Below are 12,840 nucleotides of genomic sequence, written 5' to 3' on the forward strand. Positions count from 1 at the left end.
TTAAAGTCCCTTTTTTAGTCTTACCCATTTACTTAAACGCTAAACGGTGCATCCTTATGTTATGTATGTTATCTTATGTAAAATTTAAAGTGATGTTAAGTGTATGTGTACGGTCTTATAATATGTAAAAAGGTTTGGATGGTAGAAAACAAGGCGAGAAATTAACCGCCTTGTTCCCATATTTCTGATTTATTTGGTTTGGCTATGTTCAACCAAGAAATCAATAGCTTTCTTAAATTTCAAATCTTCTTTAATGGAATCTGTATTGCCACCAAGCATTTGGGTAAGTTGCTCAATTTCAATTTGATACATTTCTGCCATTGTCTTCAATTCTTCATTAACATCTTCTTCAGTTACTTCAACATTTTCCACATCAGCAATAGCCTCAAGAACAAGGTTTGTTTGAACACGCTTTGATGCATCTTCTTTCATCTGTTCTTTAAGGGCATCTTCATCTTGACCAGAGAACTGAAAGTACATATCTAGGGTCATACCTTGCTGCTGTAGACGCTGTTCAAATTCACGAAGCATACGATCTAATTCCGTTGTTACCATCGCTTCTGGAATATCGATTTCAGCATTTTCAGTTGCCTGATTAATGAGTGTTTCACGCTTTTGATTCTCTGCGTCAGATTGTTTTTGATTTTCTAATCGCTCTCTTGTTTTCTCTTTTAGCTCAGCTAATGTCTCTACATCATCATTTACATCTTTAGCAAATTCATCATCTAATTCAGGTAATTCTTTTGCTTTGATCTCATGAATCTTGACCTTGAATGTCGCCGCTTTGCCAGCTAAATCTTCAGCATGATACTCTTCTGGGAAAGTGACTTCCACTTCTGTTTCTTCTCCAGTAGCTTTGCCAATAAGTTGTTCTTCAAATCCCGGAATAAATGAGCCTGAGCCAATTTCCAACGTATGATTTTCAGCGGCACCGCCCTCAAATGCTTCACCATCAACAAAACCTTCAAAATCAAGAACAACTGTATCACCATCTTCAACTGTTCCTTCTTCTTTAACAACAAGTTCTGCTTGATTTTGACGTTGGTTTTCAATATCTTGGTCAACATCTTCATCTGTAACCGCAACATCTTGCTCCTCAACTTCTAAGCCCTTATACTCGCCTAATTTAACTTCTGGCTTCACAGTAACACTAGCTGTAAAAATTAAGTTTTTACCTTTTTCAATTTGTGTAATATCAATTTCAGGTTGATCTACCGGAGAGATACCCGCTTCATCTACAGCGCCAGCATATGCCTCTGGTAAAATAATATCAACTGCATCTTGATATAAAGATTCAGCTCCAAAACGTTGTTCAAATAACCCACGTGGCACTCTACCTTTACGAAAACCAGGTAGTTGCACATCCTTTACTACTTTCTTAAACGCCTGATCTAAGGCTTCGTTAAATTTTTCAGCATCGACCTCAACGGTTAACGTGCCTTGATTACCTTCTTGCTTTTCCCACTTAGCTGTCATTTATTTTCCCTCCATGCGTACATGTATAAATTTTTATATTTGCCGTTCATTCATGATACATTATTTTTGATACAAGACCGAACGCAAATCAACCCTTTCATTATAACATAAACAAGCGCGCTTTCAAGATTTACTATTTAGAACGCTGATATTTTCATTTATTCTTCCATAATGGAAAAGTAAATTTGCTCGGATTCAATCATTTTATTGACCTTTTCTAACACTTCCATTGAATAAATCGCTTCATCAATCCCTGTTTGGGGATCAAACGAGGCCTTAACAATGGCAATAACGGCTTGATTCATGTTATCGACTTCATCCATTCTTGGAACAAATGGATAATGAACGTAGAAATAACGATCAATGAGTTGATTACTAAACCGATAAAAAGAAGGGTCCTCATGTTCAAGATCAGCAAGCGTTTCTTTTAATTTTAAACGGAATGGATGTTTGTTCATATATGGAAAAACACTCGGATTAATCGTTAAACGTTGTCTAAACTTCACCACTTCGAACTCTTTATTAATCGACTCTGCTTGTAATAAGCTTACAATAACCGTCTTAATGACCGGATGAATATTTTCTTCTACAAGCATACTTACAAATAAATCTATGTATGGTTTAATATCAGCACGCTGAAGGTGATTAATTAGATGCCACTGTGCCATCGTGTCATCATTGTCTATCGCTTCTTCTAACTCATGCTTCGTTACATTTACTTCTTGTTCCACTTGCTCATTTACTAAGGGCTGATTAACTTCGTATAGTTTTTTCAGTTGCCCTTTTAAAGGATCCGGAATACGATTAATTTCCAATGCTTCATCAAGAAGTTCTGCAACTTCTTTGTGTTTATGAAATTGAAATAATAATGTTGCATAAATATTTATGTATGAAAAATAGTTGTCGTCCTTCTTAGCAATAAGGTCCTCACACATTTGCTCGGCTTCCTTCTGTCTTCCAAGTTCAATTAAACATGTAAGTTTACCTAAGAATACTTCTTGATCGGTAACACCATGAGCTATTAATTGATTTAAATAGGTTAGTGCCTCTGCAAACTGTTTATCCTGCATGGCTTGATAAGCATTCTTTTCAAGATCTTGCTTTTGCTTAGGGAACAGGACAACATTATCATGTTGCCGGTTCATTATCTCCCCCTCCTTTCCTCTACAGCTCATTGTCTGTATCTATGCTTTAGTAGTTCCTTCCCTCTTATTCACCATTTCAAACAAGCCCGTTGCTGATAGACCGGCTAATCCCCCAGCCCAGAGACGCAAGACGAGCTCAAGATCAGTAAAAGGATAGGCAATGCTACCGATTAATAAGCCAATAACAAAGCTAATCGATGGAATGATATTCTTTGGTAAATTAAATGTTAATTTAATCATCTCCACTAAAGCTGATACAATAGGTAACAATGCCGTTGCAAATATAAGTACTTGTTCCACACGAATCCCTCCCCTGTATAAAAGATACGTGTGAACTTCACAGAACATACTTGCAAAAGCAGAAAAAGCATCAAGCGTTGAATAAGCGCTTGCTTAATGTCCTACTTAATTATAGACTAAATTTATCCAGAGCTGCAAATGGGTTTTAATTACGATTTTTTGAAATTTCTTTCTTGTTTACTTATTTACTTCATAGCCAAGAAATATACATTATGTAAATCGTTCATTTGCATTAAATCTCAAATGTATGGTTTACTTTAACGAAATATCGATTGGTTTGCAAGCACTTTACAATTATGACGTGAATCGCTAAAATTTTTTTGCATGCAATTTGCAGGTTAGCATTATATTATATATTAGGGAGGAAAACACCTCCCTAATATTCTGCTTAATGGTGACGACCTTTTAAATATCGCGGTCGTCTCTTTTTCTTTCTTTTCGTTGCCTTCATGTCACTTAAATCTTTTAATGCTGAGATTATGTTCTTAAATATTGCTGCCAACAAAGCAACCAAACTAACAACCATCTCAACACTCACCATGGCACCTCCTCTCTATATTCTATTTTATGCATACTATTTTCGGTCATGTATATAAGACTTGAAAATATGCTAAAAATAAACTTATTTAACCATTTTTTAGTGCGAATTTACCATACCGAGATGGAAAGTATAAAGATAACCCAAGTGTGCAAGATAAAGATATGCCAAAACAAAGGTGGTGAACCTTATCGAAGCACAACGCGCACAAGAAATAACCATGATACCTGATATGATTCATGTCACTTGTAACGGTGAGAAAGTCTATATTGAACATGTGGATCAAGATAAAAATCTTGCAACGATCCACCCTTTAGCAAATCCCGAAGAGAAAAAAAGTGTATCTGTAAATCAATTAGAAGAACATTAATTGAAAAAATTTTATTGGAAACGACAACTACAAGAATAGCAAGTAAAAGCACAAAGGTCACACGGTTTGTGTGACCTTCTTTCATATGCAATAAGCAACTACAACATCATTTATCACAAACCCAACTGGACGCAATCTTCTTTTTATTATGAAGTAGTTAGCAAGTATGGTTCTGCTGAAAAGTAGCAATCGCTTGGTATTCATTTTCAAATAGTCGACTTAATCGAATATAGAGTGGAATAAGTTCCGTATAAGTTTTAACATTGTTTTTAATAGGATGATTGACCTGAACAGTTTCCACCATTTCAGAGACTGCACTGAGGTCTTCAATCTCTCCTATTGCATAGAGACCTAAAACAGCAGCTCCTAGGCAAGAACTTTCCACGCTAGCAGGTACATGGACCTCCTGATTAAATATGTCAGCTAACATTTGTCTCCATACCTCTGATTTTGCAAAGCCACCCGTTGCATGAATTCTATTAGGAATACCGATCATTTCCTTTAAGGCAAGCATAACCGTATACATATTTATGTTTATTCCTTCTAAAACCGCACGCATCATATGCTCTTTTTTATGGTGCATCGCCAATCCAAAAAATGATCCACGAGCTTGGGCATTCCATAACGGCGCGCGCTCCCCAGCTAAGTACGGATGAAAAATGAGACCTTCTGCTCCAGCAGGAATATGAGTAATTTTTTCCGTAATAACGTCATAAGGATCTCGCCCTAATGCCTTAGCATTTTCTACTTCTTGATAGCCTATCTCGTCACGAAGCCAACGCATAATCATACCACCATTGTTCACTGGTCCTCCAATGACCCAATGCTTGTCGGTTAGCGCATAACAGAAAATTCTACCTTTTGGATCCGTTACAGGGCGGTTGGTAACCGTGCGTATCGCACCACTTGTGCCGATAGTTAAAGCCACAACACCTGGTCTAATCGCATTCACACCTAAATTAGCAAGCACACCATCGTTTGCTCCGATAATAAAAGGCAAGTCTTGTGGTATGCCCAATTCACTCGCGACTTCCTTCTTCAATCCCTCTAACCGTTCTGTTGTTGGCACAATTCGCGACAATTGGTTTCGATTAATTCCAGCTACTTCTAACGCCTGATCATCCCAATCTAAATCACTCAAATTAAATAATCCGGTTGCAGATGCAATAGAATAATCAATAATATATTGATCAAAAAAATGATAAAAGACATATTCCTTTATAGAAATAAATTTAGCTGTTTGTCGATACACTTCGGGTCTTTCATTTTTCAACCAAATAATCTTTGCTAAAGGTGACATCGGATGGATTGGCGTACCTGTTCTAAGATACAGCTCATGCCCTTGATTATGTTTTAATATCTTTACATAGGGTTCACTGCGTTGATCTGCCCATGTTAAATTTGCAGTTAAAGCCTCACCGCTGTCATTGACGGCAATTAAACTATGCATTGCTGCACTAAAAGAAATGAACATGAGCGCCCCTTTATCAATACCACTAACAGACAGAACATCCTTTATCGTATACTTAACCGCTCGTAGAATCTCATTAACGTCTTGTTCAGCAGCACCAGGAACAGGTGTGTTTAATGGGTACTCCTTTGATTGTTGGGCAACGACCTCACCAGCTCGATTAAATATAACCGCTTTTGTACTGGTCGTTCCTATGTCTACACCGAGCATATATTTCTTCATTATATATTCCTCCACTATCATTTAACTTACGTTTATTATACCTAACAACATTAAATAAGAAAGCTTTAACTTATTCGGTTCTTACCATTCTTTTGAGATCTATTAGCATCCATGCAAATATTTATTATATAAATAAACTAATTACCATAACCGTGACTAAACCTACTAAGCCAATTAACGTTTACATAGTCGTCCAAGTTTTAAACGTATCTTTAACTTCTAATTCGAAATACCGGCTAACAAGCCAAAAACCGGAGTCATTCTCATGCGAAAGTACCGTTGCACCTGCTGCAATAGCAATCACAACTAAAGCAAGAGAGGGGTCATCAGATAGCAAATGAAAGATTAAACCAGCTACACTATCACAGCTTCAAATACATTCACTTAAAATATTAAACATTTTCCTAGCAAATTTCTCTGTTATCAACTAAATACCTGAACTTTTTATGGTATCAACTATACTTTAGGTGGTGAAATAATCTTACCAAATACAGTAAAATTAAATCTGTAAACGTTTACAAATCCTGGTGGAAAGGGAGGGCTGAAGTACAGCGTGGTTTAAAAGCATGACTGTAACAATAAATGCCATTTTTCAAAAGGAGGAATGAAACGATGAAACAAAAAGTATTCAAACTGTTTTTTGCTGCCGTTGTTTGTTTTGTACTAACGATACCAGCAACCATTGTTAATGCAGAAACAAGAACCAGTAATTCAATCGGTAACCACGGTGGTTATGATTATGAATTCTGGAAAGATAGCGGTGGCTGGGGAAGTATGACACTTAACCAAGGTGGTACTTTCAGCGCCCAGTGGAATAATGTCAACAATATATTATTCCGTAAAGGTAGAAAATTCGATCAAACGCAAAGACACCAGCAGATTGGTAACATTTCAATAAACTACGGTGTCAACTACCAACCAAATGGTAACTCTTATTTATGCGTTTATGGCTGGACGGTTAATCCACTTGTTGAATATTACATCGTTGATAGCTGGGGAAGCTGGCGCCCACCAGGAGCTAACGCAAAAGGAACGGTTACTGTTGACGGTGGTGTTTACGATATTTATGAAACAACTCGAGTTAACCAACCTTCCATTATTGGGGATGCGACTTTCCAACAGTACTGGAGTGTGCGTAGAACACGACGAACTAGTGGTACCATATCTGTAAGTGAACACTTTAGAGCTTGGGAAAACTTAGGTATGCCAATGGGTAATATGTATGAAGTTGCACTTACAGTAGAAGGTTATCAAAGTAGCGGTAGCGCAAACGTGTACAGTAACACATTGCGCATTAATGGGACACCAATCCCTAGCTGGTAATTAACAATAAGGTCACGATAGATTTTCAAATGAGTGTGCTTTGACTTACATCAATGTAACTAGCAGAGTTGTAAATCAATTTTTTATAGCCACCTCCCAGTATGCACTTCAATACTGGGAGGTTGTCGAAGTCTTAAAGGCTTTAGATGAATGCACGATCCCTTTGTCACCACTGAACATCAAATTAGTCCCAGATCAATTATGTCAATACACGCCTAGTAACCCATTACCCCTTTAATAATATCTACAAAGATTATCAAAACCTAATTTCCGTTTCATTTACAACGTGCTCAAACTTAAGCCACTCGCCTACCAAGTCCTCAATTTGCAATGATTAAATATACAATGAATGCAACAATATACATAATTAATAACAATACAGATACCTTTGCATATTTAGTTTTAAAAACTTCTTTTACACTATGTTTAAAAATACCCGAAATGAACACCACAAAACTTAACCCAAGACACAACATAGCTACGATAAATAAGAAAGCTTCCATTGAATATCCCTCTCTAACATATTTAGTAAGCTAATCGTAGCAAATGACATGCCCTTTTAACATCGATCGGTCGAACAAAACACGAATCCATATGACAATATTGTCACATGGACTCCAACGGTAAATGCACTATGCTTCCTTTTATCATAATTATAAGTTTACGTTGATAGACAATTAGAGTGATAATGTTCAAGCTAATAGTACCAATGAGAAGAACAGCTACTATAGACACCCGCCAACCACTTCAAGCGCCACTGATTATGGTCATTTAAAAGCTGCAAGAATAGCGATATAACACAAGCACTCATGCTCAACATGGAAATAAGCTTCCAATGGTTATTAATCGGCTTCATATATTGTGTCAGATTGATAATGTAGACAACCCAAGCAACGCGCCCCTATACAAAACTACCTCTTTAACCAATCAATTATGATTTTTCACCTTTTTCAATATGTACTTTTATTTAACGCATACAGGTCGTGATAAATGGAATGGGACTTATAAAATATTTTCAAAAACCGATGGGTCACGTAAAGAATGGTTTATACAATGGAGAAGCGAATAATTTCCAGTGAATTCCATTAACTTGTATGCAGATGTTGTACTACTTTTCATTTTGGCAGGCATTTAATTTCATGAATTGAAGCTTCAATCAGTGGCGTTGGTGTTCTTCGCCACTGATTGATTGTTGAGTGAATCAGTGTCCGCAATCTCCCGCCTAAATAGATTAGCTTTGCTTTCATTTTAAATGGCGCTTTATGACTGGAAACTGTGGTTATTCAACGGCACTACTACTAGCAACTGTATATAAAATATTGTGCGCCGCTTCTCGCAATGCCCATAACGTATCATTGCTGGCGACATTCACTAGAGGGACACCTCTGGGAGCCAATCCAGTTAAATATAGATCATTGCCATTGCGGATACCAAGCTCAAATACCATGTAAGGAAACTCTTCCCATCCAGGACCATTTATATAAAAGTCAGTAATTACCATCCCTTCAAATCCCCATTCCTTGCGAAGTACTTCTTTGAGTAAAGCGTCACTCGCTCCAGCCCAAACAGCACCAATACTGTTAAAGGAAGACATCACACCACTTGCTCCCCCCTTTTTCACCGTTATTTCAAAAGGTTTCAAATAAATTTCCCGCATCGCCTGCTCATTACTCCATGTTAAGACGCCAAGCATACGGTTTTGCTCCTGATCGTTTAGCGCAAAGTGCTTCATATATACATATCCACCTTGGCTTTCATACCCTTTCGTAGTGGCAGCTGCCATCTTACCTGACAAGAGCCCATCTTCTGAATAATACTCAAAATTCCTTCCACCAAATGCAGTACGGTGAATATTCATCGCTGGTGCATACCATCCGGTTACACTAAATGCCTGTGCTTCAGCACCAATCGCTTCACCCATTTTTTCTGCAAGATCCAAATTCCAAGTCGCTGCAAGAACAACTACCGAGGGGAATGCAGTTCCATTTATGGAGTCATTTGAGAGGAAAGTTGAAATTCCTGAAGGCCCATCATAATCCAGTGTTGCCGGTTTGCCCACCGAAGGGATTTTAACAGTGCGATAACCACCAAGCGTCACCAAATTAACCATGTCATTAATAGACAATTGGTCAAGCAGTTCATCCCAGCTTTCATCATCATAATCCACGCCAATATAATCTTTTAACTTCTTATCGTTCTTAGCATCTGTCGTCGGTGGATCTGTATGCTTGTCGGCTGGTACATCATAGCGTGTACTGTTAACAAAGTTGACAAAATCAGCTTCTATAATCTTACCTTTAACTGTTCGTTCACCAACATCCGTTGTGATTGTCAATACCTCATTATGATCGATTTGATTGATGTTCTCAAAGCCGTTCGCTCTGGAAAGATAGGTCGTAATGCCACCCTCTCCAGTCATATGATCATCAAACTGGTTGACTGGCGCCTGCTCGTCTGTAGAACGCCCGTAATCAAACACTGTTTCGGCAAGATTCTTGAAACCAATATCCTCGATTTTCTCATGAGAGTTGTGCATAAGATACAGCTCATATTCGCCTTCCTCCAGAACATACGAACCTGTACTGCTATAAATCTTATCGTAATCGTAAGCGGCCATATCCTCTACTTTGAAGGAAATGGTAACCGTCTCTGAATCACCTGGCTGAAGCATATTCGTCTTTTCAAAAGCAATCAAATTAACAGCAGATTTTTCTAATTTCCCCGTATATGGTGCAGAATAATAAATTTGAACTACTTCCTTCCCTTCCTCCGAACCGGTATTTGTTACTTTCACATCAAAAGTGACATCTGTGTCATCCCAATTCAGGCTTTCCGGCACTACTTCCTGTTCGAATGTCGTGTAGCTTAAACCATAACCAAACGGGAATTGTACTTTTTCTTCATAATCAATAGCACCTTCAGCTGCTGCTGTTTCATAAAAACGATAGCCAACATAAATACCCTCTGAGTAATCAATGTACTTTAAAGGTACACCCTTGGCATCCACAGCTTGCTCATAGGATCCGTCTACATTTTTAATCACGTAGTCGAAATCACCGAAATTTGTGATTGCCGGTGGATCCAGAAGACTTTTTGTATAGATGTCTACTGTTCTCCCAGAAGGATTCACTTCCCCCGAAAGAACTTTCCCGACGGAATTAAATCCATTTTGTCCCGGTCCGCCGACAGTTACAATGCTCTTAATTTGGCTATATCCATCTACCCAATCAAGTTCAAAGGTATTGCTACTGTTAACAACAAGAATAACATTGTCAAAATGTGCTGTAACCGCATCAACCATCCCCTTTTCTCGATTGCTTAACTGAAGATAATGCTTGTCAGGATCACGGTCGTCCTCATAGCCATACTTACTTCCAGACGCGCCAAAAAGTCCACCTTCCGGCTCAAACGTATCAGGACCGTCCATACTTCTTGGAAGGTCTGCCCCTTCACCGCCGGCACGCGCAATAAAGATAATTGCAATATCAGAATAATCTGTCGCCTGATCCATTCTCTCTTCAGTATAAAATTCGGTAGCGATCGGCTCAGGAATCGTCCAGTCCTGCCCGTCTAAATCAATGATCGGTCTATCAATATTTAACGTTACATAATCATTGTATAATTGCTCATTTATCTCAAATCCTGCATTTTCAAGTCCTAATTTCGGGGTAATGGCTGTCTCAATGTCCACTTTACCAGAACCCGTTCCCCCATAAATAGGATTCGTAAAGCTCCAGCCAAAAACGTTTACCTTTGTTTTTTTCTCGGACGACGCTGTGATCGGTAGCATGTTATCATTGTTTTTGAGCAGAACAACCCCTTCATCAACAATCATCTGTGCAACTGTTTCCGAATATTTGCGCGCTTCCGCCTCTTCCCGACTCTCATTGTCGATTGTAGTAAAAGGCGCCGTGATAACATCAGAAAAGTGAGCTAATACAATGTTTCCTACTACACCGAAGATCAGTAACAAAGCTAACAAAGAACTTGTGATCACACGAAGTTTTCTCTGACTCTTACCGGACATCTTTTGTTTCCCCCTCATCATTAGGATTGATATGCTTTTAAGGTTCAACTTTTTTAGATGTTTTATTCGCCCTTTATTTGCATTATGGATAAACTATATTACTTTTGAATCTTAGATACTGATATGTACCCCAACTGAATTTTTTTCCAATAGGAAATTCAAATCCTCCAATAGGGACTGGAAAGACTGGGCTTGCCTCCATTTTGTATGAACCTCTAAAAATTATTCCCTTTCTATTGCTAGTATAAGAATACGATGTTGTATAGTTACTTGGAGATATTATATTGAATGCCCCACCAAAATTAGCTTGTATAGGATCTACTTTTACCAAAAACAATATCATGCTATGATATTGGAAATAATACAGCTGAATTCGCCATTATTTTGTATTTATATTTATCAACAAGATGGGAGTGTAAGACACTATGATCAACAAAAAAGTAATTGGATTAATAGGGATTCCATTTCTTTTGTGCAATTGCATCTACTTTTCTTTAGAGATTTACAAAGAGGTTGTTAGAAGAAATTTATCAATAGCTTTTGGCAAAAACATAGAAAGAGAAGATTACTTACGTCTCAATTTTTTAAACGAATTATCAGATATACTTGGGGCAATTTTAATTGTTTTGTTATTGACTTTGTTTTTTTGGTTTAATTTAAAGAAGGAATTTGTCTATTCTAACTACTTAATTTCGATAAACATAGTTGTTTCTATTTTGTTTTTAATATTAAGTTTTGCTGTCTCAGCCATTTTTAATTTCGCTATAGGGAACCTAACTCAGTTCCATTATACTCAATTAATTCTAACTATTATTATCTTAATAATTCAAAAAATTTGGTCCTTCTCAAAAAAAGACTTCTAGTCAGTTGACTTTGTGTTCTTTATCAATAACTTTTATAAAAGTTATTATTGTTTACTTTTTTCATTTTTGATCCCTTTTTTTATACTTTAAATAATATTGGGAACTAGAAACAAATATTAAAAATATAGCGAACAGCCAAGTTAAAGTTGGATTACTAAGATCAAAAATCCAATTAGCGAGCAAAACTAAAATTATATAAATAGAATAAAATATATTAAATCGCTTCTTCATAAAGCACACTCCTTAATTTGGTAATCTATAAATACATTATTATATTTATTCATTTTCTGCAATATATATTTATAGTTTTTTAAACCAACCCCTCACTAACGTTTCGAAGATTTCGTGATTCTTCATTAATTGCATAACAAAAATATTCATTATCACAATGATTGCACTTGAAATATGTCACCATTACATCAGCTTCATTTCGTCTCGTTCGAAGTATCATCTTAATATCTTTATTGCAGTTATCACATGTGATTATATTTTTGTGCATGATTAACACTCTCCTTTTATGCATAATAAAAAGACACCTCAGTGAGATGTCTTGAAATTTAAAAATTATCGAATTGAGAAAGTATTTGAAATACTCCACATTCTACCTGTCGGAGCAAAATAAACTACAACGCTATAATTATCCGAGGTTGGCCAAAATGAGTCTACAGTTATAGTTTCTAAAAAATCACCTTGGTGATCTGTCTGCAAGTATTGTTGAGCAACTATATTTCCAGAATAAGGATCTCCAATAATAACATCTAACCTGAATTGAGAGTATGGCCCATAAGTAGTAGAACCACTTACTAATACCTCTTCTTCACTTTCATAAACTAACTTATCGGTATATGTTGTAGGTGAAACGATTGAAAATGTATTTGACCAATTCATGAGTCTTCCCGTCGGTGCATAATAAATAGCAATTACATAATCATCAGAACTATCCCATGTAATATCAGTTTCAATAAACGCATTAAAATTACCATCATTATCAGATTGCACAAAAGTTTGGGTAATCATCTCCCCTAAATATGGATCACCTTTTATAACATCTAATCTAAAAGTTGAATAAGGTTCATAAGAAGTGTTGGTACCAGACACAAAGATG

10 protein-coding genes and 1 pseudogene are annotated in these 12,840 nt (G+C 36.9%); 3 read left to right on the forward strand and 8 right to left on the reverse strand.

The genetic code is table 11. The features are described 5' to 3' along the window. Positions 1-189: 189 nt before the first annotated feature. The 4 genes from tig to B494_RS21015 all read right to left on the reverse strand — a co-directional run bounded on the left by tig (position 190) and on the right by B494_RS21015 (position 3,459). Positions 190-1,476 (reverse strand): trigger factor, encoded by a 1,287-nt coding sequence (gene tig, locus B494_RS0112585; protein ID WP_017472746.1) that lies wholly within the window; start codon positions 1,474-1,476, stop codon positions 190-192. Positions 1,477-1,634: 158 nt separating this feature from the next. Beyond that, entirely contained in the window at positions 1,635-2,621 is a 987-nt protein-coding gene (locus B494_RS0112590) for a DUF3196 family protein (protein WP_017472747.1), read from the reverse strand. 39 nt (positions 2,622-2,660) lie between these two features. Continuing rightward, positions 2,661-2,921: a holin gene (locus tag B494_RS0112595; protein ID WP_017472748.1), complete on the reverse strand. Its 261-nt coding sequence runs from the start codon at positions 2,919-2,921 to the stop codon at positions 2,661-2,663. Between the two features lie 388 nt (positions 2,922-3,309). Beyond that, entirely contained in the window at positions 3,310-3,459 is a 150-nt protein-coding gene (locus B494_RS21015) for a hypothetical protein (RefSeq protein WP_017472749.1), read from the reverse strand. Between the two features lie 190 nt (positions 3,460-3,649). Between B494_RS21015 and B494_RS0112605 the strand changes: the two genes are divergently transcribed. Further along, positions 3,650-3,829: an H-type small acid-soluble spore protein gene (locus B494_RS0112605; protein WP_026065242.1), complete on the forward strand. Its 180-nt coding sequence runs from the start codon at positions 3,650-3,652 to the stop codon at positions 3,827-3,829. A gap of 157 nt (positions 3,830-3,986) precedes the next feature. On the opposite strand, the gene gntK is transcribed toward B494_RS0112605, so the two are convergent. Together gntK and B494_RS20590 are read right to left on the reverse strand one after the other, a co-directional pair. Continuing rightward, complete coding sequence (gene gntK, locus B494_RS0112610; protein ID WP_017472751.1) at positions 3,987-5,522, reverse strand: gluconokinase; 1,536 nt, start codon at positions 5,520-5,522, stop codon at positions 3,987-3,989. Positions 5,523-5,703: 181 nt separating this feature from the next. Then, positions 5,704-5,883: pseudogene (locus tag B494_RS20590) on the reverse strand (GntT/GntP/DsdX family permease); the annotation flags it as partial. Positions 5,884-6,134: 251 nt separating this feature from the next. Between B494_RS20590 and B494_RS0112615 the strand changes: the two are divergent. Further along, a complete protein-coding gene (locus B494_RS0112615) occupies positions 6,135-6,845 on the forward strand; it encodes a glycoside hydrolase family 11 protein (RefSeq protein ID WP_017472752.1) in 711 nt (236 codons plus the stop codon). A gap of 1,279 nt (positions 6,846-8,124) precedes the next feature. Here B494_RS0112615 and B494_RS19350 read toward each other — a convergent pair. Beyond that, complete coding sequence (locus B494_RS19350; protein ID WP_338131635.1) at positions 8,125-10,893, reverse strand: glycoside hydrolase family 3 N-terminal domain-containing protein; 2,769 nt, start codon at positions 10,891-10,893, stop codon at positions 8,125-8,127. A gap of 404 nt (positions 10,894-11,297) precedes the next feature. Here B494_RS19350 and B494_RS0112630 point away from each other — a divergent pair, with 404 nt between their 5' ends. Continuing rightward, complete coding sequence (locus B494_RS0112630) at positions 11,298-11,735, forward strand: hypothetical protein (RefSeq protein ID WP_017472755.1); 438 nt, start codon at positions 11,298-11,300, stop codon at positions 11,733-11,735. A 564-nt stretch (positions 11,736-12,299) separates the two neighbouring features. Here the strand turns inward: B494_RS0112630 and B494_RS0112645 are convergent. Next, positions 12,300-12,833 (reverse strand): hypothetical protein, encoded by a 534-nt coding sequence (locus B494_RS0112645; RefSeq protein ID WP_017472758.1) that lies wholly within the window; start codon positions 12,831-12,833, stop codon positions 12,300-12,302. Positions 12,834-12,840 lie beyond the last annotated feature (7 nt).

Source organism: Amphibacillus jilinensis Y1 (assembly GCF_000306965.1).
GTDB classification, from domain to species: Bacteria; Bacillota; Bacilli; order Bacillales; family Amphibacillaceae; genus Amphibacillus_C; species Amphibacillus_C jilinensis.

Coding starts and splice junctions, on each gene's coding strand:
- tig (WP_017472746.1), bottom strand. CDS start 1,476: ATGACAGCTAAGTGGGAAAAGCAAGAAGGTAATCAAGGCACGTTAACC.
- B494_RS0112590 (WP_017472747.1), bottom strand. CDS start 2,621: ATGAACCGGCAACATGATAATGTTGTCCTGTTCCCTAAGCAAAAGCAA.
- gntK (WP_017472751.1), bottom strand. CDS start 5,522: ATGAAGAAATATATGCTCGGTGTAGACATAGGAACGACCAGTACAAAA.
- B494_RS0112615 (WP_017472752.1), top strand. CDS start 6,135: ATGAAACAAAAAGTATTCAAACTGTTTTTTGCTGCCGTTGTTTGTTTT.
- B494_RS19350 (WP_338131635.1), bottom strand. CDS start 10,893: ATGATGAGGGGGAAACAAAAGATGTCCGGTAAGAGTCAGAGAAAACTT.
- B494_RS0112630 (WP_017472755.1), top strand. CDS start 11,298: ATGATCAACAAAAAAGTAATTGGATTAATAGGGATTCCATTTCTTTTG.